The 26,486-nt window shown below is 66.8% G+C and carries 19 protein-coding genes and 1 pseudogene; 9 read left to right on the top strand and 11 right to left on the bottom strand.

The annotated features are described in order from the left end of the window. Positions 1 to 106 precede the first annotated feature (106 nt). The gene (locus tag ASE01_RS25340; RefSeq protein WP_235536143.1) at positions 107 to 319 is read left to right on the top strand and encodes a hypothetical protein; all 213 of its coding nucleotides are present in this window, start codon (positions 107 to 109) and stop codon (positions 317 to 319) included. 202 nt (positions 320 to 521) lie between these two features. On the opposite strand, the gene ASE01_RS21540 is transcribed toward ASE01_RS25340, so the two are convergent. The 7 genes from ASE01_RS21540 to ASE01_RS24645 all read right to left on the bottom strand — a co-directional run bounded on the left by ASE01_RS21540 (position 522) and on the right by ASE01_RS24645 (position 5,070). Next, positions 522 to 986, bottom strand: coding sequence for a hypothetical protein (locus ASE01_RS21540; protein WP_056757565.1), 465 nt, complete (start codon positions 984 to 986; stop codon positions 522 to 524). After that, on the bottom strand, positions 986 to 1,654 hold the full coding sequence (locus tag ASE01_RS21535) for a molybdopterin oxidoreductase family protein (RefSeq protein ID WP_056757561.1): 669 nt from the start codon (positions 1,652 to 1,654) through the stop codon (positions 986 to 988). Before ASE01_RS21535 ends, ASE01_RS21540 begins: the two co-directional genes overlap by 1 nt. A gap of 583 nt (positions 1,655 to 2,237) precedes the next feature. After that, a complete protein-coding gene (locus ASE01_RS21530) occupies positions 2,238 to 3,533 on the bottom strand; it encodes an NAD(P)/FAD-dependent oxidoreductase (RefSeq protein WP_056757558.1) in 1,296 nt (431 codons plus the stop codon). Continuing rightward, entirely contained in the window at positions 3,530 to 3,850 is a 321-nt protein-coding gene (locus ASE01_RS21525) for a TraR/DksA family transcriptional regulator (RefSeq protein ID WP_056757556.1), read from the bottom strand. Before ASE01_RS21525 ends, ASE01_RS21530 begins: the two co-directional genes overlap by 4 nt. Before the next feature lie 50 nt (positions 3,851 to 3,900). Further along, positions 3,901 to 4,422 carry a hypothetical protein gene (locus tag ASE01_RS21520; RefSeq protein WP_056757553.1) on the bottom strand — a complete coding sequence of 174 codons (522 nt, stop codon included), beginning with the start codon at positions 4,420 to 4,422 and terminating at the stop codon, positions 3,901 to 3,903. A gap of 101 nt (positions 4,423 to 4,523) precedes the next feature. After that, entirely contained in the window at positions 4,524 to 4,829 is a 306-nt protein-coding gene (locus tag ASE01_RS21515) for a TraR/DksA family transcriptional regulator (protein WP_056757551.1), read from the bottom strand. Positions 4,830 to 4,914: 85 nt separating this feature from the next. After that, entirely contained in the window at positions 4,915 to 5,070 is a 156-nt protein-coding gene (locus ASE01_RS24645; RefSeq protein ID WP_157537697.1) for a hypothetical protein, read from the bottom strand. Between the two features lie 388 nt (positions 5,071 to 5,458). Here ASE01_RS24645 and ASE01_RS21510 point away from each other — a divergent pair, with 388 nt between their 5' ends. The 5 genes and pseudogenes from ASE01_RS21510 to ASE01_RS24635 all read left to right on the top strand — a co-directional run bounded on the left by ASE01_RS21510 (position 5,459) and on the right by ASE01_RS24635 (position 11,303). Beyond that, positions 5,459 to 6,895, top strand: a complete 1,437-nt coding sequence (locus tag ASE01_RS21510; protein ID WP_056757548.1) for an IS1380 family transposase — start codon at positions 5,459 to 5,461, stop codon at positions 6,893 to 6,895. Positions 6,896 to 7,075: 180 nt separating this feature from the next. After that, the gene (locus ASE01_RS25080; protein ID WP_200958951.1) at positions 7,076 to 7,381 is read left to right on the top strand and encodes a transposase; all 306 of its coding nucleotides are present in this window, start codon (positions 7,076 to 7,078) and stop codon (positions 7,379 to 7,381) included. A gap of 99 nt (positions 7,382 to 7,480) precedes the next feature. Beyond that, complete coding sequence (locus ASE01_RS21500; RefSeq protein ID WP_056757544.1) at positions 7,481 to 8,773, top strand: ISL3 family transposase; 1,293 nt, start codon at positions 7,481 to 7,483, stop codon at positions 8,771 to 8,773. A 21-nt stretch (positions 8,774 to 8,794) separates the two neighbouring features. After that, positions 8,795 to 9,703 (top strand): annotated as a pseudogene (locus tag ASE01_RS21495) (IS3 family transposase); the annotation flags it as partial. A gap of 814 nt (positions 9,704 to 10,517) precedes the next feature. Continuing rightward, positions 10,518 to 11,303 (top strand): hypothetical protein, encoded by a 786-nt coding sequence (locus ASE01_RS24635; RefSeq protein WP_157537695.1) that lies wholly within the window; start codon positions 10,518 to 10,520, stop codon positions 11,301 to 11,303. A gap of 208 nt (positions 11,304 to 11,511) precedes the next feature. On the opposite strand, the gene ASE01_RS21485 is transcribed toward ASE01_RS24635, so the two are convergent. Then, positions 11,512 to 13,473, bottom strand: coding sequence for a hypothetical protein (locus ASE01_RS21485; protein ID WP_157537693.1), 1,962 nt, complete (start codon positions 13,471 to 13,473; stop codon positions 11,512 to 11,514). Positions 13,474 to 14,370: 897 nt separating this feature from the next. Then, on the bottom strand, positions 14,371 to 20,472 hold the full coding sequence (gene mobF, locus ASE01_RS21480) for a MobF family relaxase (RefSeq protein ID WP_082606330.1): 6,102 nt from the start codon (positions 20,470 to 20,472) through the stop codon (positions 14,371 to 14,373). Positions 20,473 to 20,818: 346 nt separating this feature from the next. Between mobF and ASE01_RS21475 the strand changes: the two genes are divergently transcribed. The 3 genes from ASE01_RS21475 to ASE01_RS25450 all read left to right on the top strand — a co-directional run bounded on the left by ASE01_RS21475 (position 20,819) and on the right by ASE01_RS25450 (position 22,637). Next, the gene (locus ASE01_RS21475; RefSeq protein ID WP_056757536.1) at positions 20,819 to 21,160 is read left to right on the top strand and encodes a hypothetical protein; all 342 of its coding nucleotides are present in this window, start codon (positions 20,819 to 20,821) and stop codon (positions 21,158 to 21,160) included. After that, positions 21,160 to 22,188: a DUF4192 domain-containing protein gene (locus ASE01_RS21470; protein ID WP_082606329.1), complete on the top strand. Its 1,029-nt coding sequence runs from the start codon at positions 21,160 to 21,162 to the stop codon at positions 22,186 to 22,188. The genes ASE01_RS21475 and ASE01_RS21470 overlap by 1 nt, the downstream gene beginning before the upstream one ends. 176 nt (positions 22,189 to 22,364) lie before the next feature. Next, complete coding sequence (locus ASE01_RS25450; protein WP_157537738.1) at positions 22,365 to 22,637, top strand: DUF305 domain-containing protein; 273 nt, start codon at positions 22,365 to 22,367, stop codon at positions 22,635 to 22,637. Positions 22,638 to 23,046: 409 nt separating this feature from the next. On the opposite strand, the gene ASE01_RS21465 is transcribed toward ASE01_RS25450, so the two are convergent. Both ASE01_RS21465 and ASE01_RS21460 read right to left on the bottom strand, forming a co-directional pair. Next, the gene (locus tag ASE01_RS21465) at positions 23,047 to 25,428 is read right to left on the bottom strand and encodes a heavy metal translocating P-type ATPase (RefSeq protein WP_414858546.1); all 2,382 of its coding nucleotides are present in this window, start codon (positions 25,426 to 25,428) and stop codon (positions 23,047 to 23,049) included. A gap of 169 nt (positions 25,429 to 25,597) precedes the next feature. Beyond that, positions 25,598 to 25,849: a metal-sensitive transcriptional regulator gene (locus ASE01_RS21460; protein ID WP_056757525.1), complete on the bottom strand. Its 252-nt coding sequence runs from the start codon at positions 25,847 to 25,849 to the stop codon at positions 25,598 to 25,600. Positions 25,850 to 26,486: the final 637 nt, after the last annotated feature.

The following is a 26,486-nucleotide window of genomic DNA, read 5'->3' as shown; positions in this document are numbered from 1 at the left end:
CACTGATCGCGCTCGTGCTTCACCATCTGGAGACGGCATCGGCCGCGTCCAGCGGCCGCAGTGCGCACACCATCTATGGAGGTCACGAACACAGCCTCGCCAGACCTTGATCGCTCTGCGTGCCGGCTCGGACCTGGACGAACACGAGAGCCCGGGCGAAGCGACACTCCAGGTCCTCCACGGCCGCGTGACGCTGATCGCGGGCGACAACAGGTGGAACGGATCACCCGGGGATCTGATGACCATCCCCGAGTCCCGGCACGCGCTCGAGGCAGTCGACGATTCGGTGGTCCTCCTGACGGTGGCCATGCGAAGCTGACGCGACGAGCCATCTCAGGTCCGAACACCGAATTCAGGGCAGATCCGCTGTTTGACGACCGCTCGGACACGGTGCCGGTGACCTCTGACCGCTTCCCGGCCAACCCTTCGATGTCTGCCGGGCAACGGTCGGTCGGGGATGCTGCGCACGAAGGCACCCCGCGTGGATGTCCGGGTACTGGTGTCTTCGCTTGTGCGGATGCTCAGGTATCGACCATCAGGGCTTGGGGTGCCGCGGCTTTCATGCGGGTGTTCAGCCATGTGAGCTGTCGAGACGTCTCGGCGTTCGAGGCCCTCGCGACCTGCAGCAGCTCGATGTCACGCAAACCCTGGGCGCCCTGGGCCACCACGGTCCAGGTCGTCTGGACGAGGGAGGCCAGGACGTGCAGGTCCTGCAGGTCGCGCAGCAGCCCGACCGGACCGGAGCGGACCTCGGCGAGGCCGTCGGCGTGGAGACGTTCGGGTTCGGTGACGTCGTCGTCCGCCCCGTACCGCTCGATGACCGGCGCGAGCCGGTGCCGGTGCTCCTCGCTCCACTGGGCGAGCATCTGACAGGTGTGGAAGACGTCTGCCTCGGCGGCGTGTCCTCCGGCGACGGCACGGAGCGACTCGGCGAGGGTCTTCTCGCTGTGGTCGGCGAGGCCGATGTAGGTGCTGAGGTGCGGCATTACGGCCTCCCGGTGACATCCGGGTCGCCGACGGTGGTCTGGCTCGCGTCGAGGTTGTAGTGCGGAGTCTTGTCGAGCACCCGGCTGCTCGTCGGCGCACCGCCGGCCGTGTCAGGCGTTGGGTGGGAAGACCTTCCGGACGCCGGTGCGGAGACTGTCGTGGTGGGTGCCGGGGCCGGACCCTCACCGTCGCGGACCTTGGTGACGCGGCAGGCCGCGGTCTTGAAGTAGGGCTGCTTGGAGACCGGGTCCCACACCGTCTTGGTGAGCGCGTTCGCCTGCCGGTGGCCGGCGTCGGTGGTCCCCCCATCGGGGTCGAAGTGTCCGTAGTGGAACGGCGCGAAGACCGCGCCTTCCATGACCTGACCGACTCGTGCTCGGACCTCGATCGCGCCGCGTGGCGACTCCACGCGCACCCAGTCACCCTCGGTGATGCCCAGCCGTTCGGCGTCAGCCACCGCGAGCTCGACCCACGCGTCCGGGGCGGCGTCGTTCAAGGAACGGGACCGGCCGGTCTTGGTACGGGTGTGGAACTGGTAGACGGTGCGTCCGGTCGTGTAGCGCAGCGGGTACTCCTCGGAGGGCTCCTCGTGCGGCGGCGTGTACGGCGCTCCCTTGAGAAACGCCCGCCCGGCCGGTGCCATGGCCCTGTGGGCGGACTCGGTCACGCTGCCTCCGGTGAGGAGGTCGTGCAGTGGCGGGGAACAGGTGAGCCGGATAAGTGGGGCTCGTACGACCGTGCTTCGTGACTTCCTCGCGAGCCGCACGAGCAGCGAACAGTAGTGGACGTCATCTCGGGCGGTTCTTCACCCTTTGGCTCGCCACAAACTGATGCCTCAAGCGGTCTCGCGGGTGGCGGCCGAACCGAGATGCGTGACAAGTGAGGGACGCTGGTGCTCACTGCCACAGCGGCCGCGGATTGCTCGAGTTCTTAGCCCGTGCTTGACGCGATGTCGACCCCGTGCGGCTGAGGCGTTACGGGGAGAAGACGACTTGCCAGCGTCGTCCGGTCGCTCGAGTGTCGCTTCCGGTGGATCGGCCGGGGCCGACGTCGATAAGACATTACCGCCCGATGTATGAGGTCGCCGGCGCGTCAGCCTCGGCGAGTTCGTAGAACACGTCCTCGCGGAACAAGGGCCGCAGCGATCCGTCGCAGTCGTTCTCGCGGACGAGACCCCTTGTTCCTCCCCTCGGACGCCGGCTCGGCGGTCGACGACTCGCGAGAGCTCCCCGGTGTGCGGTGCCTGGCGTTCATCGCAGAGGGTTGAACGGAAGCAACGCCGGAGGCGCGAGGCCCGTCATGATCTGCTCGGCAAGCAACTTCCCCGTGAGCGGACCAAGAGCCACACCCCACATGCCGTGGCCGCCGGCGGCGAAGACTCTCGGGTCCTTGGTGGGTCCGACCAACGGCAGGCCGTCCGTGGTGCAGGGTCGCGACCCGACCCACTCGTCGCGCCTTTGGTCGAGGCGGACGCCGGGAAGGTGCTCGCGTACGGCGTCGACGATCGCGCGGATGCGGCGAGGGTCGAGCGGTTCGTCAGGCCGACGGAACTCCATCATGCCGGCGACTCGGAGCAGCTGCTCCGGCTCGTTGCCCTGCATCGCTTGAGTGGTCGCCGTCGGCGCTTCGTGCAACGGCGTACAGGCGACCCGCTGCTGGGGGAAGTAGATCGGGCCTTGGGGGACCTGGTCCCCACTGACAGTGAACGAGTATCCCCGCCCTGCCTGGACGGGTTGCCGGACGCCGAACTCGCGAGCCAGCCGGCCCAGAAGGGCGCCTGTGGCCAGGACGACCCCGTCGAACCGGTGCTGGTCTCCGTGCGAGTCGGTGAGCCAGGTCGCTTGCGGTTCGGTGCTGATGTCGGTGATCCGTGAACGCTCGCGCAGCTTCCCTCCCCGGGCAACGACGGAGTCCGCCAGAGAACGGACGAACTGGGGTGGATGGATGTAGCGCTGGCCGTGCAGGAGGATGGCGGCACCAATGTCGCCACCGATGGCTGGTTCGGCCTGCTGGACCTGGTGGCCCGTCAGATAGTCGCAGCGGACTGCTTGGCCGGCGCGCTCGATCTGGGTGAGCTCTTGCAGCATCGCCGATGCCTCGGTGGTGGTGCGGAAACATGCCAGGAACGGCCGTGCGGCGAGTGGGCGCGGCACTGCCCCAGCGTCAGCGAGGTCGTCGAAGGCACGGACTGACATCCGGTTGACGGTGGCGTACGCCCGCATGCCCCGCTGCCATTGTCGGCTGGTGCAGTGACGCGCGAAACCGGCTAAGAAACGCCACGTCGCCAGGTCAAGGCGCGGTGGCACGTAGACCGGTGAGGACGGTCGCAGGACCGCACGAAGTCCGTAGCGGAGGACGTCAGGCTCCGGCAGAGGCGTCGTCAATGAAGGAGCGAGCCAGCCGGCATTGCCCCAGGATGCTCCGCGCGCTGCATCGTCGGTGTCGAAGACGGTGACGGCGACGTCTCGCTCCTGCAGGAACCAAGCGACGCTCAGACCTACGATGCCGGCGCCGACGACGGCAACATTGCGTGGAGGAGTAGTCATGGCCTGGTCACCTTGCCCGCACAACGGATACAGGTGGCCGACCAGGGGCGGAACTCGAGTCGGTCGGGGGAGATCGGTTGCCGGCAGGCAGTACACGCCCCGAAGGTCCCAGCGACGATCCGCTGTCGCGCCGCGGCGATCTCGGTCAGGGTCTGTCGGAGCGCGGCACGCTGGAGAACCGCGACAGGGTCATCCCCAGGGTCGGCTACGCGTTCGAGCTGGTTGCGTCGGTTGGTGGCGGCACCCTCGAGCGCCCGGTCGACGTTCCTCAGCTCCTCGGTGCGTGAGGTCGGCATGGCGGTGTCCAGGGTCGTCACGGTGCTTCTCCTTTGCGTCATGGTGAGCGGTTGTCTCGCTCCTGGGGCGTTCAGATGTCAAGGGCGCAGTAGATGCAGCGCGGTGTCCAAGGCTTCTCGCTAAGCGAGAAGAGGGAGATGGGACCGGAGCAGTCAGTGCAGGTGCCGTAGGTGCCGTCAGCGAGGCGGGTGCGGGCACGGATCGCGTCGCGCGCGATCCGTTCAAGATTCGCCCGAGCGAGCACGGTGCGGTGGCTGAGCTGGTGGGTCGGCGGCAGCCGCGTCAGGGCGACTCCCACGATCCGGATGATCTCGTCTAGACGATGGGGGGCATCGAGGGGGATGGCGACGAAGTCGTCGAACCGTCGCGATGACGACCGCGTCAGCGGCTGGATGAGGGCCAGGACATCGGAACAGATCTGGGCCTCTGACTCATCACCGGCCGAGGGTGGTGCGGCGGAGCACGTGGGTTTCGGGGCGCGTCGGGCGGGCCGTTGGCTCTGCTCCTCCTGAGTTGTTCTGTTGAGCCAGACCGCTGCGAATAGTCCGACCCAGCTAGAAGCGGCAGTGATGCCGTTGACTTCCTGGATCATGGAAGACCTCCCGGGTGGGGACCGGTTCTAGGCGCGCTTTGCTGTGGCGCGTGGCGCCGAGTCCGGTCGGCGAAGTGGTGGGGGTGCAGTGCTGAGCTAAGTCAGCGACGAATGCATGGGTCACAGAGTGTTGTCCACGGCCTTGCGCGTAGGGACCGGTTGTCGATCTCGTGCTTGCAGTCGTCGCAGAGGCCGTAGGTGCCGGCGTTGAGTCGTGCCTGCGCTGCCAGGATCGAGTTGAGGATCCGCGTGACGCTGGCCCGGTGTGCGGCCGAGACCAAGCTGGTGTCGGGCGGGAGGCCGGCCAGCTGGTTGCGACGAGTCTGTTCGGCCTCGGCGAGCAGGTCGGCGAAATGGTCCGTGCTGTGGTCAGGTGACTGCTGGTCGAGCTGATGTGAAACACGCATGGGACGTGTCCTGTCGTTGAATAGGCACTAGCCACGGACTCGTCAAGGACGAGTCCGGGTGCCTGGTATTGGTGCTAGCGACAGGTCAGGCGGGCGGCGCGCGGTCGATGCTGCGGCGCAGCACGTCGAGACCGCGGATCCCGCGGGCGATCTCACTCAGCTCGATAGCGAGCAGAGCCGCACCAGAGGGCACGTGCGACGGTTCAGCCGTCAACGCAAGTGCCTCGTCGTAGGGTGCCATGCCCGGACCATAGCACCGACTAGGCGTCCGGCAGGACTTGCTGCGAGACACTGGGATCTGCCGCTCGGCGGCCCGTGCGGGTGCGCCTTTCGCTCCAGCGAACAGGACTCCGGTTAACACGCCGCGACCCTCGCGCACGCGATTGGTGCGCAGCGTTGTCCTTCACTCCGTGGGGGTTCGGGTCAGTGTCCGATGAAGTCGAGAATGACCGCATCGGACGCAGACGGCACCCTGAGGGACTTACAGCCGACGTGGTCGGGCCCTAAGCCCGGATCCACCGATGAACTTGGTCGGGTGAGCGTGCCGTAGAACGAGAATGCCCTTGTGTAGCGGGAGAATCGGACTTCTTCACGGAACGATTCGACCGAACACAAGGGACATCTCTGAGGTGAAACTCTCTCACACGCCGCGGGCGACGTCGGCGGTCTTCGACGATCCGAATCTCGTGTCGGCCGGGGGTCTGGTTCCGGTGCTCGCGTTGGCCGAGTCCGCCGGTCTGCGCGATCTTGCCGATCAGCACTTGACGGTGCCGACCGACAAGGGTGCGAATGCGGGGTTGAAGGTCGCCTCGCTGGTCGGCGGCATGGTCGCTGGCGCGGATTCGATCGATGACATGGCGTTGTTGCGCCACGGCGGGATGGGGCGGGTCTTCGCCCGCGCTTACGCGCCCTCGACGTTGGGTTCGTTCTTGCGGGCGTTCACCTTCGGGCACGTGCGCCAGCTCGACGCGATCGCCTCGAGGTTCCTGATCGCACTGGCCGGCCTCACCGGCTTGCTCGGCGCATCGGCAGGTCCCGCAGCCGGTGATGTCGGCACCGATCGCGGGTACGCGTTGCTCGATGTTGATGACACGATCATCGAGGTTCACGGCCACGCCAAGCAGGGCGCGGGGTTCGGCTACTCCGGGGTCCGCGGCCTCAACGCGCTGCTCGCCACCCTCACCATTGCCGGTGCTGTCCCGGTGGTCGTGGCCCAACGGCTCCGCAAGGGCTCGACCGGGTCTCCACGCGGGGCGAAGCGACTGGTCGGCGACGCGGTGAGGACCGCCCGAAGGCTGCTCGGCACGGGCCACCCGGTCTTGGTGCGGATGGACTCGGCGTTCTACGGCCGCGGACCAGTTCACGCCGCACTGTCCGGCGGGGCCGCGGTCTCGGTGACCGTGCGAATGGACAAGCGAGTCAAGGCTGCAATCACCACCATCAGCGACGATGCGTGGACCACCATCGAGTACACAGACGCCATCTTCGACGAGGCCAGCCAGCAGTGGATCTCACAGGCCGAGGTCGCCGAGATCGACTTCACTGCGTTCGCCGCACAGAAGAAAATCGACCACGTCCCGGGCCGGCTCGTGGTCCGGCGGATCCCGGACTTCAACGCCGAGAAGAACAAGGCCGCCGGCCAGGACACCCTGTTCGACACCTGGCGATTCCACGCGTTCTTCACCACCACCGACGCCGACGTGCTCGACACCGTCACCGCGGACAAGACCCACCGCCATCACGCGGTCATCGAGCAGGTTCACGCCGACCTCAAAGGCGCCGCTCTGGCGCACCTGCCCTCAGGCGTGTTCACCGCCAACGCCGCCTGGCTCGTCTTGGCCGTGATGGCGTTCAACCTCACCCGTGCTGCCGCCGGCCTCACCGACCCGCAGCTGGCGAAGGCCACCACCGCGACGATCCGTCGCAAGCTGATCACGGTGCCGGCACGAGTCGCGACCTCAGCGCGACGGGTCACCCTGCATCTGCCACAAGCCTGGCCCTGGGAGAGCCCCTGGACGGCACTGTTCGACCGGGTCAGCGACCCGCCCTCCTACCTCGCGGCCTGACAACACAGCAGCGAGAGCGGCGCGACCAGGAGCACATGGAACACCCCGGACAAGCGAGGTCCGGCGAATCAGCACGCCCCGACATCCTCACCGCACAGCGCTGACGATCAAGGGTCTGCTGCACGAATAGGTGACAACCGAGAGGCCTAACCAGATGGTTGGGCTGGAAGGATGTTCACCGTGTCCAAGCCGTACCCCAAAGAGTTCCGCGACGATGTCGTGCGTGTCGCGAGGAACCGTGAGCCGGGCGTCGAGCTCTCCCAGATCGCGAAGGACTTCGGCGTCCACTTCACGACCCTGTACTCGTGGATGAAGAAGGCCGACATCGAAGAGGGCGACCGGCCCGGCACAACCGAAGTGCAGTCAGCTGAGCTGCGTGAAGCGAAGCGGCGGATCAGGACCCTCGAGCAAGAAGTAGAAGTGCTGCGCCCGTGCGACTGCCTATCTGTCGCAGGCTCATCTGCCGGGAAAATGAGGCTCTTGTGACTCTTCCGTGGGTCGCTGACCGCGCCTGAACGGCCACACGCCGCTCCCGCTCTAGGTTTCTGGCTTGTCTAGAACCGAAACTGCAGAGCGGAGAACGGCGTGCGAAACGCCAGCCTATGGCGCGCCTTCTTGGGCGTCGAGAAGACCGTCATTGAGGACATCGAGTTCGACGAAGTAGGCGAGGTGGTCGTCGCGCATGTGCGACCACGACGAGCTGCCCGCGGCCGGTGTGGTCGATGCGGCACACGACCTTCCTGGTACGACCCCGGCGAAGGACGCCGCCGTTGGCGCGGCCTGGACCTGGGCACCGTGGAGGTGTTTCTCGAGGCAGACGCGCCGCGCGTGAACTGCCCGACCCACGGGCCGACCGTCAGGCAGGTGCCGTGGGCACGACACGCCGCCGGCCACACGCTCGCTTTCGACCAGCAGGTCGCCTGGCTGGCGACCCAGTCCTCAAAGTCCGCGATCACCCAACTGATGCGGATCGCGTGGCGCACCGTCGGAGCGATCATCACCCGCGTCTGGGCCGACACCGCCGAAGGGATCGACGCGTTCGCCGGCCTGCGACGCATCGGGATCGACGAGATCTCCTACAAGCGCAAGCACAAGTACCTGACCGTCGTGGTCGATCACGACACCGGCCGACTCGTATGGGCCAAGGCCGGACGCGACCGCGCCACGATGGAGGAGTTCTTCGACGCCCTGGAAGCCTCCGGCGAAGGCAGGTGCGCCCAGATCACCCACGTCACCGCTGATGGCGCAGAGTGGATCGCCAACGTCGTGCGCGAGCGATGTCTCCAGGCTGTGCGGTGTGCTGACCCGTTCCACGTCGTCGGCTGGGCGACTGACGCCCTCGACGCCGTGCGCCGCGACGCCTGGAACCAGGCCCGTCGCGCTGGAAACACCAAGGTCTACGGGTGGGCGGCTGGTCGTCGACTCGTCGTGTCCACCGGTCATGCTCGAGCCCTCAAGAACGCCCGTTACGCGCTGTGGAAGAACCCTGAGAACCTCCCCGAGAATCAGCAGGCGAAGCTTGCCTGGATCGCGAAGACCGACCCGAGGCTCTACCGCGCCTACCTCCTCAAGGAGGGCCTGCGCACTGTGTTCCGGTTGCCGCCCGACGAAGCAGCTGATGCCCTCGATCGCTGGATCGCGTGGGCTCGACGCTGTCGGGTCGAGTCCTTCGTCAAGATCCAGCAGCGAATCGCCAAGCACCGCGACGAGATCCTCGCCGCGATCGAGCACGGCCTGTCCAACGGCCTGGTTGAGTCGGTCAACACCAAGATCCGGCTGATCACCAGGATGGCCTTCGGGTTCCGCTCACCCGACGCCCTCATCGCCTTGGCCATGCTCAACCTCGGCGGCCACCGACCCGCCCTGCCCGGCCGATGACCCACGGATCAGTCAGAAGAGCCGAAAATGATGTACCCGCTCGTCCGCGAGCTAGCCGAGGACGGGATTCCCGTCACGGTGACGTGCCGGGTACTCAAGATTGCCCGCCAGCCCTACTACCGCTGGCTGACCAACCCGGTCACCGACGCCGAACTCGACCAGGCCTACCGCGCCAACGCGTTGTTCGACGCCCACCTCGATGATCCCGAGTTCGGCTACCGGTTCCTGGCCGACGAAGCCAAAGAGGCCGGCATGGCGATGGCTGAACGCACCGCGTGGCGGATCTGCTCAGACAACGGCTGGTGGAGCGCGTTCGGGAAGAAGCGCGGCAAGAACCACAAGTTGCCCGGCCCGCCGGTCCACGACGACCTCTGCGCCGTAACCGACGAGAAGGGCCGGACCCGGCACAAGTTCAAAGCCGACGCCGCCAACGAGCTCTGGATCGGCGACATCACGGAGCACTGGACGAACGAAGGAAAGCTCTACGTCTGCGCGTTCAAGGACGTGTTCTCGAACCGGATCGTGGGCTACTCCATCGACTCACGGATGAAGTCCCGGCTCGCTGTCGCGGCACTCAACAACGCCGTCGCACGCCGCGGCGACGTCGCCGGATGCGTGGTCCACACCGACAGAGGATCGCAATTTCGAAGCCGGAAATTCGTCCACGCTCTCAACCGTCACAGCATGGTCGGATCGATGGGCCGCGTCGGAGCCGCGGGCGACAACGCGGCAATGGAGAGCTTCTTCTCGCTGCTCCAGAAGAACGTCCTCGACCGCCGCACCTGGGACAACCGCGAGGACCTACGGATCGCGATCGTGACCTGGATCGAGCGGACTTACCACCGACGCCGCAGGCAAGCAGGTCTCGGCCGGTTGACCCCCATCGAGTACGAAGCCATCATGACCACGCCAGCCACTCAGGCTGCGTGACTAATCACTGTCACCAGTTCGTGCAGCAGACCCAAGCTTCGATATCAACGATTCAGTCAACGCCGGGGTCGCGGCGCTAATCGACACATGGCTGATGTGCCGATTGCGGTGACCTTGGCCGCGGACCACGGCCAAGAAGGCCCTAGTGGCGCGTCGTTGAGCGAGCCGCAGAAGATCTAGGTACCTCTCGCAGCGTTGGACCAAAGGCTTCGAAAATCGTCCAGAGCAGCGCCTACACGGACCTTCACGTCATCGGCTCGCGTCTGAGTTCTCACATTCTCGGCGGCCCGGTCTGCACGCCGAAAGGCATCGATGTCGTCGGGATCCACCTTGTCGTTCGTCGCATACGACAGATCCATTGCCTGAAGTTCGGCGCGAGATCTTTCGAGCGGTTCCACGAAGTGCGTCCAGTCGCGGCCGTCGTCTAGACCATCTGGTTCAGCGAGGTACGCGAGTGCGGCTTCTACGACGGCGATTCCAGCCGTGGGCGCAATATTGGCATCCTCGGACGGTGTGTTTGGGCGACTCGTTGGCTTCGAGACCATAGTTGGACCCTAGCGGCGCCATGACGCGGCGGTCCGATGCTGGACGCAGCCAGATTTTCGATGTCGTTCGACAACAATGCAGTGTGACCTACTCGTTTCGCTGGCCCCTGGCGTTCCCGGTTGGTCCACGTCTTCCGTTTCGGACCAGCGAGTGGTTGGTGATCGCAGGTGACCGATGGCAGATCCGCATGGTCCCGGGAGGGTCATCGGAGACCCTGTACGAGAGCAAGAGACCAGTCCTCGTAGGCCGTGGCTTCCCGTCAGCGGAGTTGGCAGAAGCGGAAGCGAGAAGGGCGCGTTCGGCGCTCGAACGAGTTTTCGCCGCCTTTGGCATCGGCGCCTACTTTGACGGCCGCGCTCGCGGCTCACTGAGCCTGTCGCGGGCGCTTGTTGACCATGTCCGAGAGAGAACGGGCGAGTTGATTGCGCCGGACAACGCCGGCCTCACGGTGTATCCGACTACCCCAACAACTGCGTTTCTTGGCTTCTCTGCGGAGGGGCGGGCCGATGTTCCCGCCGAACTGCTAGACGCGGCCCTAAGGTCGCCAGCCGCCTGGATGGACAAACCTGACGACGAGCGTGTGGCCTATTCGATCTACACAGCCGCCGCGGCTTCGGGGAGCGAAGAGGCGAGGTTTCTGATGCTCGTCATGGCGATTGAGGTCCTAGCCGAAGCCAGGCCCCGGCCGGGCGCCGCACGTGCGCACGTCGATGCGCTGGTGCAGATGACCAAGGAAGCCGACATGACGGATGACGAGCGGCTCCCGTTGATCAGCGCCTTGAACAATCTTCGCGACGAGTCGGTGGGTTCCGCCTGTCGGCGGTACCTCAACGAGCGCCTCGGCCAGCGAACGTACCGGGACATGAATCCGGGCGCCTTCTTCGGCCGGTGCTACGGCGTTCGCAGCCGCCTCACGCATGGCGGAAAGCGCAGCGAACCTGGTGATCTCGCCGAGTGGCTCAACCCCTTGCAAGAACTCGTGAGCGACCTGCTGGCGGGCACCGATCTCGCTGCCTGGCGGGACGAGGAGCGGTGCGCGCGGTACGGCAATTGACTGTTCCGCTCGGGAACGCGCATCAACCTGGGCGCCGTGTCGCGGCGAAAGGACGCGACCACCCGGGCGCCCTTGGCACGTTGCTTCATCGGTATACGGACCTGAAGAACCGGTGCCGAGTCAGCTTGCACTTCAGGTTCGAGAACTTGAGTTCGAGTGTTGGCGGCGACCACCTGACGGCGGTCCTGCTGCCGTTGACCCGGGCGCATCAGGTGGTATTGCGCCTCACCTTGGCCGGAAACAGAGCTGCGGTGGTGTCGGCTGCAGTCGCGATGTTGGCGATCCACTTGGTCATCTCTGCTTTGTAGTTCTGCAGCGTCGTCGTGAGCGGTTCGCCGTCTAGGAGCGCTTGAACGTTCACCCCTGTGACGTGCTTAGCCTTGACGGTGATGAAGTCGCTGGAGATGCGAACGATGGTGGGGTGAGACGGGCCGCCGTGGGTGAGGCTGTTGCGAACGCGGTGGACCCGTCGGAGTAGTCGTAGGTCGAGTTCTCTTTCGCGCTGTACGAAAGCTGCGATGCTGGCAGGTGTCGCCAGGTCGTCAGCGACGTGGCGGAGTTTGCGGCACGCGCTGTTGTACGTCGGCAGCTCAGCGACCACATGTGGAATCCTGTCGTGAGCGATGGACATGTCGATCAGATGCTGTCCGTTCCGATAGACATTGAACTCGTTTGGCAGGTCATGCAGGTGCGGAAGCTGAACGCGGAGTTCGTCGTTGTATGCAATGGCTTCGATCGCCTGCGCCGCTCCGAACTGAGCACGCCTTAGCGCGTTCCCCGGAGTCGCGTACTGGTCCACTAGGTCTTTCCAGTGGATGCGCAGGACACTGGCCTGGGTTTCGATCACGCGGACGGACTCGAGCAGGGTGAGCGCCGGTGTCGCGTCTGCGGTGGCAGCGAAAACCGACGTCGCGGTCACCACTGCTTGTACCTCCGGCAAATGCAGCATGGCGGGGTCGGCGGTCACGCGTGCGGCTAGTTCAGACCGGTGGTCATGCAGCCAGGAGTCCGTGCGGTCGCTGGCGGCCAAGCGCCGCTCGAAGCCGACCTCGCGGAACGGCATAGAACTGCCGCCCTCCGTACCGTCGGCGAAGTGCCTGTACCCGGTCAACTCCGTCCATGACGTCTGGCCGACATCGAACACAGCCAACGCGAGGAGCGCTCGAACTTGTTCCCGGGCCGTCTCCACCATGTCGTAGAACGGGCCAACGCCGAGGTCGACGCGGACCGCAACCCAAGCGTCTTCAGACGGCCACTTCAGGTGGCCACGAATGTACTTGCCGAGCGTCTCATCGCCGATGAGCTCTGTCGGCACCTGATGAAACTGCTGGAGGACCGCGGAGTAGGAACCGCCGCCGTCGAGCATTTCGTCAATTCCTCCGAACGCCGCCATCAAGGCTGGGCCGTCGAAGAACTCGCACGCGCCGACCGGAAGGCACCACCCAGAGATGCGCGCGTTCCCGTAGAAAACCCACACGACGTGGTGTCTGCTTTCCTGGCTGCGGCCGATAAGGCGGCGAGCGAGTTCGAACCGCTCGTCCTCTCCCAGGCCAGCGTCCTCGTCGACCTGTAACCCTTGTGGCGGTTCGCGGTCATCGAGCAAGTAAAAGGCCCCGTTAACGTAAGTCGCGTCGTTGTTCAGAATTCCAAGCAGACTGGACGCAACGCCGCGGAGCGATCGGCCGCTGAACCGGAGCAGCGCATCAATCAGGTCGACCCTGCCCTCGATAACGTCGGTTCGGGTGCCCGGATCTTGGACGGCAGCAACGAGGTCGGCGAACGCTGCTCCAGGCGCCGCCGCATCGCACAGCTCGGTCCGAACCTGCTCGAACACAAGGTGCAGCGCGTCGCGCTCGCTCTTCCTCGGCCCCAGGCCGTCATGGAGTCCAACGAGAAGCGAGCCCATCGACGGCAACAAACCTCCAAGCTCGCTTCCGACAAGAGCGAACGAAGCCTTCACGTCCTCGATGAGGGAGGCCCACTCGTCCTTTCGGTGGCTTCGATCGTAGGGCCGCTCGTCACCAAGCCACCCTCCGAGTTCCTCCACGAGCGCGAACAGGTCATCAACTGCTGCGGCTTCATTTTGAGCCCAGGAGTACCTCGACAAATGGTGGCGAAGTTCGTCGCACACCTCAGGAGGCCAAGGGCGCGGCGAGCCAAGGGTCTTCATGAGGTTCCTCCATTGGTCGAAGACCGTTTTAGCAGCAGGATCCGACGGGAACCCAAGACGCTTCTCATTCCCGAGACTGATCGTCGCGCTGAGCGGGAGTCCGTTTCCTCGGCTTGCCACCCCGACGCTACGCGGCGCAAGATGCGCCGTCGGCATAGGTCGTCACATCTGGGTGTCCGGTTGCCCAGACGGTCGTGTCGCGCGAATTCGTGCCTCGACCTCAGCGTCGAGCGGTCCGTGAATGTTGGGACATACCCCGCTGGGACGCTTGCCTGCCGTGGAGGGCGCCTCGGAGTCAGAGTGCGATCGCTGTCGTCAACAGCCCAGATGTTCACGCCAACACCGAGTAGGAGCTTGGGGATTATCCCGTGCACTGCGTGCTCAGCAACGTGCCTGTTGTAGGCCGCGCGGCGGGCTCGGTGGTGCTCCTTGCCATTGGCGGGGTCGTGTGGCTGCGGATCCGGGGTGAAGCCCCACACCTTGGACGGACCCTGGAACACCACTCGAGCATGGTCTCCCTTGAAGGAGCTCGGCTCACGCGGATTCTGGACGTAGATGTCGGAGACGATGACGAACCCGTGCACCACACAGTTGCGGGCGTAGGCGATGCCGCTGTAGCTAGGCTCTTGAAGTCTGCCCATGGCGTCTGCGATAGCCGTGAGCCAGACAAGCGTCTCCGACAGCGGCGCAAAGTAGGTATCGGGATCCCTTTGCCAGAAGACGTCGCTCATTCGTTCGTAGGCGTCAAGCGCGGCGCTGCGCATTAGGTCTATCGAAGTCATCGCCCCAGTATCCGACCGGCAGGCCGACCCGTCCCTGCGAACTGCGGTGCCAACACCGTGTGCGGCGCTATGCAGCTCGCTCGTGGCCGGCGATTGGCGTGGCCACGTACGCCGCTCATCGTCGAGGGGTCGGTGGCGTTCGGCGATCGCCAGTCGGCGTTGACCAAGGAGGATCCGTTCTGTGGGCTTGGCGAACCGTGGGGTTGTCGAGGGGCGAGGGTGTGTCGATCGTTATCTCGAGGCGAGACACGATCCGGTAGCGCAGGTCACGCGCGGGGTTGTGGCCCAGCGGCTTCTCAGCGACCAGGCCGCGTGTGGCGGCGTCGACGTCGTGACCCTGCTCGTGGGCCTGTTGCAGCATCGCGGCGGTTGCGGGCCAGTCGCCCTGCTCGAGCAGCCGCGGGTCGAGTTCGCGGGCCAGGGAAGCCCACCGCTCGGCCGGGGCCTTCTCGGCTGCTGCCGAGAGGCGGGCGCGTACCTCGCTGCTCTTGTGGAGCTCGACCAGTGCCGCCTTGCGCGGGTCGGCATCCCAGCTCTTGATTGCGTCGCGCAGGTCTCGTCGCGCCTGCACCTGCGAGAGCTGCAGGCGGGCCCGGACCTGGTTGACTCCCGGCTCCCAGGCGCGGGTCGGACGGGCTGACAGGATCTTAATGGCCGCGATGCGTGCGTGCTCGGGGGCGAGGTTGTCGAGTCGCTCGGTGAGCAGCTGGTCGCCCAGTGCGCGGAAGGCCGGCTGGCCGCTGGCCACCGCGGCCGTGAGCGCGGCGGGCCCGCGCTGGGCGAGCAGGTCGGCGGGGTCGAGGCCGTCGGGGAACCGCGCAATGCCGGGATCCATGCCGTGCGGGGTGAGCATCCAGAAGTCCCGCTCGGCCGCGACTTTGCCGGCGAGATCGGCGTCGGTGGCCACGATCGGATCGCGTCCGATCGAGGCCAGTTGGGCGGCCTGCTCGTCGGTCAGGGACGTGCCGAGCGGCGCCACGCCGAGGTAGAGGCCGTGACTGGCGATCGTGACGGCGACGGCGTCCATCGGGCCCTCGACGATCACCGGGATCGCACCTTCGGCGAGCAGTTTGTCGACGACACCGAACAGCTGGGTGCCCTTGTGGAACAGCGGGGTGTCGGCTGTGTTGAGGTACTTCGGTCCGCCCTTGCCATTGGTTTGGTCGGCGTCGGTGAGGTCGGGCCGGCGGCGGCCGACGAAGCCGAGTACCTCGTGTTGTCCGTTGTTGTGGTGGATCACGGGGAACATCACCCGGTCGCGGAACCGGTCGATGAGGCGACCGGTGCTGGCCTGGGTGGCGACGCCGGTGGCCATCATCTCGGCGTCGCTGACTCCGCGGCGGCGCAGGTGGTCGACCAGGTTGGTCCAGCCGGCCGGCGCTTGGCCGGGACGGAATCGTTCGTCGCCGGCGAGGTCGACGCCGAGCCGGTCGGTGAGGTAGTCGCGGCCCCACGAGCCCGATAGTGACTGGAACCGGGCCTCGAAGAAGGCCTGTGTCATGTCGTTGATCTGCAGCATGCGCTCACGTGAGACGGGGGAGGAGTGCCACTCGTCGGCGCGCTGGTACATGTGCCGGAGGTCGGCGTCGGTGGGCTCCAGTTGGCTGCCGCCGAGGTCGCGGATGTAGGCGGCCAGCGTCAGATCGGGTTCGACGAACTGGTCTCCGTCGACGTCGACCAGGTGCTTGTCGGGAGCGTCGACCAAGTGCTCGTCGTACGGGACCGGGTCCTCGGCGAGCGGCCAGTCGCCCCAATCGGCGTCGGTGGCGTCGTTGAAGGTGGGGTCGACGGTGCAGTCGGTGAGTGTCGTCGGAGCCAGCTCGATCCCATCCCACAGGTCCGCCGGCGGTTCGGCGAAGTCGTAGGAGTGCGCGTGTTCGTCGGGAGCGGTCTCGAGTGCGATCGAGGTCCGCCACACCAGGGCCTGGCACTCATCAATCCCATCGAGCGGGTCATCCCCGCCGTCGCTCGCCCGATCCGTCTGTGCCCGCCCGGCGCCGAGCAGGGCCTCGACCTGCCAACCGCGCTGCACGCCGTGGTCCACGTTCGCGACGAGTGCGGGCCACCATGTGCTGGTCTGGATGCTGGCGGCGCGCTCGGGGCCGAACAGGTCCGGGAGCCGTGGAGTCCACTCGGTGGTGACGCCTTCCCGGGTCGATTGGTGGGAGCCGTCGCTGATCTGGGCGGCAACGGCAGGGGTGAGTTGACGGGCCATGCGCCACCACACGGCCGCCGCGGCGTGCTCGTCGGGCAGCGGCCCGGCTGGGTGGTTGGGCGCGGTCGCCGCGCGGAGCAGGTCGTGGGCGGTGATGCCGGCGCGCGACATCGCGGCGAGTCGCTCGGCGAGCAGCGGGGTGAACTCGTCGTCGCGGACCTGCGGGGCGAGCAAGTAGAGCAGCTGGCGCCATTCCTTGAGAGCAGGCGTTTGATCGCCGGTGACCGACCGGTTGAGGCGTCGTTGCCATGTCGCGGAGGCCTTCTGTAGTTGCGGTGCACCGGTCGGGCGGCGGTCGTCGACTGGGACTTGCATGGCGGCCCGCCAGACCTCGACGTTGGCGATCGTGGCGGGTTCGGGCCGCAGTCCGTTCCGTGCCCACGCCGGCAACGCCCCCTTATCTGTCTGGTCGGTAGTGCGGGTGCGGACCTGGTCGGCGAGCTGCTCGACCAGGTGAGCGCGCCGGGCGAGGTAGTCGCCCCAGTGCGGGTCCTCAGCCAGCCGGGCGGGGATTGCGGGCATCCACGGCAGCGGCCCGGCGCCGGCGTTGCGCAGTCCGGAGGCGTCCAGGCGCCAGTCGAGGACCGCGGCACGGTCGTGGGCGCTGATCAACTCCCCGTTGCCGGCAGCGGCCCGGAGCGCGTTGACGGGGTTCGTGCCGGCCGCGCCGAGCAGCAGCAGGTGGGCTCGTAAGGTCGGCCAGGCGGCCTCGTCGGCGAGCCCGGGGACGAGTGTTTCGACCGCGGTGTCCAGGGCGTCGACCACGTTGACCTGGGTGCCGTCGATGCCGTCGATCGTGTCGTGGCGCAAGAGGTTCTCGGCGGCGACGTAGAGGCTGTCGAGGTAGCGCTGGGAGGCTTCGCCGAGGCGGGTGGCCGGATCGGTTTGGTGGCGCAGGATGCTGGTTGCGGATCGCTGTGTGTCGTCGCGCGCCAGTACCTGTTCGAGGATGTCGGTCGGTGTGAGCGGCCGGACCAGCGTCGGGTGGATCACCGAGTGCGGGTCGCCGTCGCCGACGACCTCGAGGTAGACGTGGTTCGCGTGCGCGCCGCGGGTCATCATCGTGTACATCTGTTGGCGTGACTCACTGCCGGTGGCCAGGCCGTGCATCGTGTCGGCGGTGACGCCTTGGGCGGTGTGGACGGTGCACGCGTAGCCGAGCTCAGTGGATCGGGCGACGTAGTCAGCGGGCAGCCGCACGATGCGCCCGTGCCCATTGCGACCGGTGTGTTGGACGGTGAGGTCGCCGCCGTCGTGGATCTCCAGCACGTTCCAGCGGTCGCCGTTCTTCACCCAGTCGGTGGCCGAGGTACGCAGTCGACGGTCGTTCTCGCGGGTGATGATCAGTTCGCCGATCGAGGCTTCGTTGCCGTCGGCGAGCCGGCGAACCGGCCCGTTGGTGGGGTAGCTGGCTGGGTCGGCGGCCGCGGTTCCCGACTGTTGGGCGAGGCGGTGGGCGCGGGCCTGCTGGTTCAGGTCGCTGACGAGGTCGCGGGTCGGGGCCAGCATGATCGAGTCCAGGCCGGCGGCGCGGTCGGCCTGCCAGGCTGCGAAGACTTCCTCGGTCATGGTGGTCAGGTCGCCAACGTGGATCCGTTCGTGGTCGAGGTAGAAGCCCAGTGCCTCGGCTTTGCCCTCGCGCAGCGCGAGAGAGGCGGCGCCCTCGGCGGGGTCCTTGAACCGGACGAGCTCGCTCAGTTGCAGTGCCCCGTGGGTGGCGCGGATGTCGCGGAGCACGCCGCCGGCGCCGATCGCGGAGAGCTGCTGGTCGTCGCCGATCAGGCGGACGCTGCCGCCCCGTTCGAGGACGGAGGCCACCGCGAGGTCGAGGGAGACGGTGTCGGCCATGCCTGCTTCGTCGATGATTACGAGGGTGGAGGAGTTGATGCTGGCGACCCAGTCGGGGAGCGGAGTGCCGGACTCGCGGGCCTGCTCGAGGGAGTGGGTGAGCTTGGCGAGGGTGTCGGTCTGGGTATCGATCTGTGCGCCCGCGTGACACTCGATGGAGGACCGTAGGGCGTCCGCGGCCGCCGCAGAGGGAGCCAGGCCGATGATGGTGCCGCCGCCATCAGTCCAGGCGCTGGCCAGGGCGCGCATCGCGGTGGTTTTGCCTGATCCGGCGGGTGCGATCGCCAGCTGCAGCCGGGCGCCGGAGGTGGCCATCTCCTTGACCAGCGTGGCCTGTCCGGCGTTGAGGGTGATGCCGTTGGCGGTCGACTCGAGCAGCGCTAGATCGACCGAGGACGCCTCGACCGCGTACCCGTCATGTCGGCCTGCCGCGGTAACCAGGCGTTGCTCGGCGGCCAGAACTTTGTTTGAGGTGAACAGGTGGACACCGCCGACGGTGTAGACCGAGGAGCCGTCGACGCGGCGCAACTCGTTGGGTTCGATGATTGAGTCGAGCGGTTGAGTGATGCGGACGGACTGCCCGTCGAGTACGTCTTCGACGAGCATCGTGACCAGCTGGTCGACCTGGTCGGAGGCCACGTTCACGGTCCGGACCTGGCGTTGTGCCTCGGCGTAGACGTGCCAGTACTGCCACGTGGACCGGGCGCCTTCCATCGTCGAAACGATCCGGGCGGTCGTCGTGGCGAACCACGCTGCGCTGACTGCTGGGTCCGCCAACTGAGCGCCGGCGCCCTGCGGGTCCAGCGCCTGGTCGATCATCTTGTCGATGTGCTGCGGGGTGCCGAGAACATCGAGAGCTTCGCGGCGCCAGGCCTGACGTTGCTCTTCGAGGGTGCGCGGAGCGTGCTTGGCCTCGCGGGTCTCCAGGGTCGCCTGCTGCGACAACTGAATGGTCTCCACCGGTGTTGGAGGACGACCGTGGGTGGCCTGAAAGATCGCAGCGAGCTCCTTGCGACGCACCTCCACGCTGGCGCGCCGCTTGGAGAAGCGGGTGTTCAGTTCGGGATCGACGCCGGTGATCTCGCGGATGGGGCGCTTGCGTGCGTCGGTGTTCGGGCGCTCGGCGAACTGGACGCCGAGCGCCTCGGTGAGGTGTCGCTCGAGCGCGGTGTTGTAGGTCTCGGAGGCGGAGACCTTGGCCTTGAACATGAGCCGGCCATCGATGGCCAGCCACTTGCCGGTGCCGTCAGGGGAGAGGGTCTGGACCTTGTTCGCCACGGCGACGTGGGTGTGCAGGTCGGGGTCGCCGGCGCGGGAGTCACGGTGGGTGAACGCGGTGGCGATCAGGCCGCGGACGTTGACCTGGCGGATGCCGTTGGTGCCCTCGCGGGTGAACAGGGCCTTCTTCTCGATGAAGTCCAGCGCGTCCTTGATCGCCGCCTGGTGGCAGCGTTCGATCACGGCGGCGGTATTCGGGTCGGAGATCGCCCACAGCACCGAGACGCTCTTGACCGGGGAGAAGGTCAGGTCGTAGCCAGCCACCGCGTTGGTCTTCGGGCGGGAGTGCTTGGCGATCGCGGCGGCCAGCTCGCGGGCACCCTCTGAGCCCTGGCCGGGTTCGCGGCCGTGCTCGGCACGGAAGAACTCGGTGCCGACTTCGGTGCGGACCCTGGCCCGGTCAGCAGCGGGGACGGGCCAGTCGCCGGGCAGGCCGGCGGCCTCGTTGATGGCCGCGATGCGCTTGGCGACCTCGATCCGGAACGGGCTGATGTCGTTGTCGTAGACCTTGTAGGGCGTGCCCAAGCGCACCGCCTTCTTGTAGTCCGCCCGGGTCGGCTGCTCTGAGCCGACATCGACGCCGGCCGCGTTGATCGGGCGGCCGATTCGCAGGTTCAGCTCGTTGGTTCGCTGGGTGGCCAGCGGGTGGTGGCCGGAGCCGAACAGGCTCTGCATGTGATCCGCGGTGACGATGTCTCCGGCGTCGAGCCCCTCGAGACCGTCCATGCCGGATCCGATCCAGACGCCAGGGGTTTCGCCCTTCTCGGTGTAGTAGCTCGCGAGCCCGGTGTGGCCCTTGTCGGTGGCGTCCAGAGCTGCGACCTGGCGGGTCAGGTAGTCGTACCCAGACCCCGCGGTCAGCTTGTGGAGGCTCATCGTCACAACCAACAAGGGGCAGAAGCGCGATGGGTGCGATCGGAATTCAGGCCACAACGCCGGCGTTCGTCATCGTCAACGGGGAGTGGACACGCGGCCTTACTACCGGGAATGCACTAGGTGTGTGGCACTTCGTCGGTCGCAAAAAGTTGGGGGGACGCTGATCGAGGTCGATGACGGGCGAGGCGTACGTGTTCGGACGGCAGCTCGCGGCTCGGATCGCAGGTCTGAATCGCGCTGGTGCAGAGGGCAGATCTTCATGTTCGTGATCGCACGGAAGCCGGCGGGTGTCCTAGGTGACTGTCAGAGCCCACGTGGGCTTGCCTCGGAGACAAGTGAGGACCGGATGAGTCAGCAGACCATCAGACAGCAGGCACGGCGTACGGCACGCGAGATGGCCGACAAGAGACGGAGCGAACGCGCCGAACGGGAGCGACGGGTCATCGAACTGGCCGAGCAGGTCATGGTCGCGATCGGCGAACGAGACGCGGCCGTGTCTGAGACAGAGAAACGTGCCGGGGAGGCGTTGCGCGACTTGACCGTGGCGGAGGGCCTGTCGTTGGGCGAGGCCGTCGAGTGGTGCGGCGAGTCCCTGACCCTGCGCGAGGCCAGGCGGCTACGGCAGTTGGACGTCACCGACAGGCCGAGCGGACCAGTCGGCACTGCGGGCGGAGGAGCGGGTGCGTGATGGATCTTGTCGTGAACACGCCGGATGAGCTGCTGGCCGCGGTGCCGCACATTCTTGGATTCAACCCGGAAGAGTCGATCGTGCTTCTTCCCCTCCGTCCCGGATTGCCGGTCACCCGCGTCGACATGCCGAAGTCGGCATCGGACCGGGAGCAGGTCTGGGACGCCCTGAGTGGCCCCTACGGGCGTCACGCACGCCCTGGTGCGCGGGTCGCAATTCTTTGCTTCACCGAGAACCGGCTCTTCGCAAGGTTGGGCAGCGAGGACCTGTCTGACCGCCTTGCGAGTCTGGGCATCGATACTCACCTCCGGTTGTGGTCCGATGGCGACCGCTGGCGCGAGTTCGACAGCGGTGTCACCGGCCTGCAGACGCATACGGCTGCTGAGCGCATCGCTGCGGCGGCCGTGCTGGCCGGCATCGCCCAGCCCGCAACCAACCGGGCAGCCCTCGCGGCCTCCATGGTCGGTAGCCGCGCACCAATCTCCCGTTTGCTAGCCGAGGCGCGAGCCGCTGCACAGACCAGCGGCCGGGCGACGGAGAACAGGTGGGTACTGGGCCGGCTCGACCAGTTTCACGCCGACGGCAACCGACTCTCAGATGTCGACGGTGCCCGGATGCTGGTGGCCCTGGAGACGCTCAGTACCCGGGACGCGGTCTGGGATGACATCAGTGTGGAGAGCTCCAGTTCCCACGTAGCAGTCTGGAGTGATCTCACCCGCCGCGGCCCTGACGGTGTTCGCGCGGCACCAGCCTCCCTGCTCGGCTTCGCCTGTTGGTTGCGCGGTGATGGTGCGAAGGCGTGGTGTGCGCTCGATCAAGTGCCCGCAGATCTGCCGTATCCCATGGCGGCAGTCGTTGCCTCGGTTCTTCAGGACGGCATTCATCCCAGAGAGTGGGAGCGGCACCAGGCCAGGTTGCGAGGCCTGACCTGCGACGTTGACGAGTCCTTCCTGCCAAAGCCCATCGGCCCGCCGCGTGACCAGTCGCGCACTCAGCCGAGCGGAGGCCGACCAGCACCGGGACGCTAAGAAGACCACCGCAATGGGTTGCGACGAAGGTGACGCGTCGGTTCCGCACCGCATTAACGAAAGGCGGCTACTGCGCCTCATCACTTCCACGCCTACTCCCGTGGCCTTCACGGCGAGCACGCGCCTGCGCCTCCCTTGTGGTCGACGACACGTCTGGCGACAGCCGCTACCGCCTCATGCGCATCACACGGGATTACGGAGGCACCAATTTGGGCGATTCCTCACAGATCCGGACCTGCTATGGCCACGGCGATTGTCAAACAGGCGGCGGCGAGCCGGGATCAGATCTGCCGGGAATGATGAGCGTGGAGGAGATGAACGCACTCGAGTCAGCCGAGGGTGAGGCGCTCGAGCAGATGTGGCAGGAGATGATGGTCGAGCACCATGAGGGCGCCATCAAGACGGCCAGCGCGGCGACGTCCGAGGGGGGAGTAGACTGCCGCCGTTGACCTCGCCGAGATGATCTTCGCGTCGCAAGAGGCCGAGATCGACGAGATGGAGACCCAGCTCGGGAATGAGTAGGCGCCGCAACGCGTCAGTCGGCGGATCGGCGTTCGGGCCCTGCGCACGGAACCTCCGTACATCGTCGATCACGCAGGCCGTTGTGAGGGCCGGACATTGGGTCGCGCATGCCTGAGGGTCTTGCGTGGACCACGGCCAGCCTGTCGGGCGCTCGTGGAAGGCGAAGTCCGCGAGCGCCCGGCCGTCGGGCGCGTGATCGCCGTGCGTTGAAGGCTTCCTCCCGGGCTTTCGCGGCGGACGCCGTAGCACCTGGGTGTTGCGACCTTCCCGAAACATGGATCGGTCCCGCGATCACCACTGTTGCCTGCTTCAAACGCGCGCAGACCGGTCGCTGGCTCAGTCGAGCTGGGTGGTTCGGAGTCGCAGGGCGTTGCTGATGACGCTGACTGACGACAGCGCCATGGCCGCTGCGGCGATGATTGGTGACAGCAGGAGCCCGGTGAACGGGTAGAGGACGCCCGCGGCGATGGGGATTCCTGCGACGTTGTAGATGAACGCGAAGACCAGGTTCTGGCGGATGTTTCGCATGGTGGCCGCTGACAGGCGTCGGGCGAGGGCGATGCCGGTGAGGTCGCCGTGGAGGAGGGTGATCCCGGCGGACTCCATCGCCACGTCGGTGCCTGAGCCCATCGCCAGCCCGACATCGGCGGCGGCCAGCGCGGGCGCGTCGTTGACGCCGTCGCCGGCCATCGCGACCACGCGGCCCTCGGCGCGCAGCCGCTGGACGACGTCGGCTTTGCGGTCGGGCAGCACGCCGGCCTCGACCCGGTCGATGCCCAGTGAGTTGGCCACTGCCTGGGCGGTGACATGGTTGTCGCCGGTGAGCATGACGACCTGGACGCCCTGGGCCCGGAGGTCGGCCAGTGCGGCCGGGGTGGTCGTCTTGACCGGGTCGGCAATCGCCAGGGCCCCGGCCAGGCGCTGGTCGACGGCGACCAGGATGACGGTCGCGCCGGTGCCGCGGAGCCGGTCGGCCTCGTCGGCCACCTCGCTGGGGTCGACGCCTTGAGAGGTTAGAAACTCGGCACTACCGAGGGCCACTCGGTGGTTCTCGACGGTCCCCAGGACGCCGCGGCCGACCGGTGAGTCGAAGTCGCTGACGTCGGGGAGGGTCAGGCCGCGGGAGGTGGCGGCCTCGACGACGGCGCGTGCGAGCGGGTGCTCGGAGACGCGTTCGACGCCGGCGGCGACCCTGAGCAGCTCGTCCTCGGTACTGGCCGCTGAGGTGAGCACGATGTCGGTGACGGAGGGTCGTCCTTCGGTCAGGGTGCCGGTCTTGTCGACGACGAGGGTGTCGACCTTCTCCATCCGCTCGAGGGCTTCGGCGTTCTTGATCAGGACGCCGTGGGTGGCGCCGCGGCCGACTCCGACCTTGATGCTGATCGGGGTTGCTAGGCCCAGCGCGCAGGGGCACGCAATGATCAGTACCGCGACGGCGACGATGAGGCCATGGGCGAACCGGGGGTCGGGGCCAACCGCGGCCCAGGTGGCGAATGCGAGAGCCGCGATCGTGATGACCACGGGCACGAAGATCCCGGCGACCCGGTCGGCCATCCGCTGGATGGGTGCGCGAGATCTCTGGGCCTCGGCCACCAGGGCGACGATCCGGGACAGCATGGTGTCGCGTCCGATGCGGTCGGCACGGATGAGGAGGGCGCCGGTGGTGTTGATGGTGCCGCCGATCACCGGGTCGCCGGTGGTTTTGGTGACTGGCATGGATTCCCCGGTGACGAGCGACTCGTCCAGGCTGGACCGGCCGTCGAGGACTTCGCCGTCAACAGGGACTTTCTCGCCTGGTCGGACGCGGAGCGTGTCGCCGATCTGCACGTCCTCGAGCCCGACTTCTTCGTCGTTTCCGTCGGGGCGCACCCGGCGTGCGGTGGTGGGTGCGAGGTCGAGGAGTGCCTTGATCGCGCCTGAGGTCTGTTCGCGTGCTCGCAGTTCCAGCACCTGACCGAGGAGGACCAGCACGGTGATCACGGCTGCTGCTTCGAAGTAGACGTCGACGGCGCCCGCGCTCATGTCGTCGGCCATGCCGGAGGCGGAGCGGAACGAGTCAGGAAAGATTCCGGGGGCGATCGTGGCGATGACGCTGTAGAGCCACGCGACGCCGGTGCCCATCGCGATCAGGGTGAACATGTTGAGGTTCCGGGTGCGCACCGAGGCCCAGCCACGCACGAAGAACGGCCAGCCGGCCCAGAGCACGACGGGCGTGGCGAGGGCGAGTTGGATCCAGTTCGACGCGGATTGTGGGACCGCGTCGCCGACCCAGTCAAGGAAGTGTGTCCCCATCTCCAGCGCTACGACGGGGATCGATAGTGCAAGGCCGATCCAGAACCGGCGGGTCATGTCGACCAGTTCGGCGCTCGGCCCATTGCCGGCCGACACGGTGACTGGCTCCAAGGCCATCCCGCAGATCGGGCACGCCCCGGGCCCGGGTCGGCGGATCTCGGGGTGCATCGGACAGGTCCACTCGGTCGCTTCATCAACGGCTGCAGATGTCTCCGTCGACGGGGCTGGTGCAGTGCTCGTCGCGAGATGGTCCTCGACTGTGTGATGTGCCGCGTGAGCTGTTGGTTCATGCCCGTCGGGTGTGTCGTGGTGGGCGTACCGGGCGGGGTCGCCCGTGAAGCGGTCCAGGCATCCAGCGCTGCAGAAGGAGTAGACGTGGCCTTCGTAGGTTGTCTGGTGGGCGGCCGTTGCGGGGTCCACTGTCATCCCGCACACCGGGTCGGTCGCGGTCTGCGCGGTCACCGACTCGGTTCCGGGGGTGTGGGGGCTCATGTTCTCCGTCGTGGCGCGTGGAGCAAGGCCGGTCGTGAGCGGAAGGCTCAAGCCGGGCTCGGTTTCGGTTTCGGTTTCGGGGCGGCCGTCCGGCGAGGGTTGTTCAGGAGCGGATGAGTCGGGCGATGGCATGGGTTGCCTCCTCGAGTTTGTGGCTGCCTTCCTCGGGGCTGAGGCGGGCGGCGTCGGTGACGCAGTGGCGCAGGTGGTCGTCGAGCAGGGACACCGCAACGTTCTGCAGTGCCTTGGTAACTGCGGAGACCTGGGTGAGGATGTCGATGCAGTAGGCCTCGGTCTCGACCATGCGCTGCAGGCCGCGGACCTGTCCCTCGATGCGGCGCAGTCGGTTGACCAACGCGTGAGTATCAGCGTGATACGCGGGTGTGGCCGGTCTGGTGCTCGGCTTTTCGACCATGACTCGACCATTACCCCTTAGGGGTATTTGCGCAAGCCGCGAAGGTCCCGGGTTTGGCAGGTCCTTTGGGGCTGCGTTCAAGGGCCAATTGCCCTGTGCCGTGCGGGTCCGGGTGGTCAGGATGAGAGGGGAGGCAAGGAATCGAAGGGATGTCGTCATGTGGTGGGACCACGATTGGGGTTGGCCCGGCTGGCTGGCCATGACCATAGCGATGGCGGGCTTCTCGGTCCTGGTCGCGCTGCTTGTCCTGGCTGTTGTTCGTGCCGACCTCGAGTCCGAGGAGGGTGGCCCGGTACCGGCGAATCCTGGTCCGCAGGAAGCCGATCAGCAGGGGCGGGCGTCGCATGAGACCGAGTAGACCGAGCAGTGCGAGCGATGCACCGTGGTAGGTCAGCAACAGCTGGCGGTGCGGCACTGGGTCCAGGACACTGACGATGTAGCCCCGAAGGACCGGTCGCGTTCGACCACGAGCGCTACCGCCAGGGGACCGTCGAGGAACGTGCGGAAGTAGCGGGTGAGGAACCGCGAACCGAGACGCGCGAAGAACCCTCTCGGGAACGTCGTCAGGTGAGCCTGA

Origin of the sequence: Nocardioides sp. Root190 (assembly GCF_001428565.1) — a bacterium.
Taxonomy (GTDB): domain Bacteria; phylum Actinomycetota; class Actinomycetes; order Propionibacteriales; family Nocardioidaceae; genus Nocardioides.
The sequence above is the reverse complement of the archived record's forward strand: the minus strand, read 5'-3'. Positions and strand labels throughout refer to the sequence as shown.

What these genes read in the sequence shown, in the direction of transcription:
- ASE01_RS25450 (WP_157537738.1), top strand. Translation starts at nt 22,365, where the DNA reads ATGCGCATCACACGGGATTACGGAGGCACCAATTTGGGCGATTCCTCA.
- mobF (WP_082606330.1), bottom strand. Translation starts at nt 20,472, where the DNA reads ATGAGCCTCCACAAGCTGACCGCGGGGTCTGGGTACGACTACCTGACC.
- ASE01_RS21470 (WP_082606329.1), top strand. Translation starts at nt 21,160, where the DNA reads ATGGATCTTGTCGTGAACACGCCGGATGAGCTGCTGGCCGCGGTGCCG.
- ASE01_RS21475 (WP_056757536.1), top strand. Translation starts at nt 20,819, where the DNA reads ATGAGTCAGCAGACCATCAGACAGCAGGCACGGCGTACGGCACGCGAG.
- ASE01_RS21540 (WP_056757565.1), bottom strand. Translation starts at nt 986, where the DNA reads ATGCCGCACCTCAGCACCTACATCGGCCTCGCCGACCACAGCGAGAAG.
- ASE01_RS21520 (WP_056757553.1), bottom strand. Translation starts at nt 4,422, where the DNA reads ATGATCCAGGAAGTCAACGGCATCACTGCCGCTTCTAGCTGGGTCGGA.
- ASE01_RS21515 (WP_056757551.1), bottom strand. Translation starts at nt 4,829, where the DNA reads ATGCGTGTTTCACATCAGCTCGACCAGCAGTCACCTGACCACAGCACG.
- ASE01_RS21465 (WP_414858546.1), bottom strand. Translation starts at nt 25,428, where the DNA reads ATGACAGTGGACCCCGCAACGGCCGCCCACCAGACAACCTACGAAGGC.
- ASE01_RS24645 (WP_157537697.1), bottom strand. Translation starts at nt 5,070, where the DNA reads ATGGCACCCTACGACGAGGCACTTGCGTTGACGGCTGAACCGTCGCAC.
- ASE01_RS21485 (WP_157537693.1), bottom strand. Translation starts at nt 13,473, where the DNA reads ATGAAGACCCTTGGCTCGCCGCGCCCTTGGCCTCCTGAGGTGTGCGAC.
- ASE01_RS21530 (WP_056757558.1), bottom strand. Translation starts at nt 3,533, where the DNA reads ATGACTACTCCTCCACGCAATGTTGCCGTCGTCGGCGCCGGCATCGTA.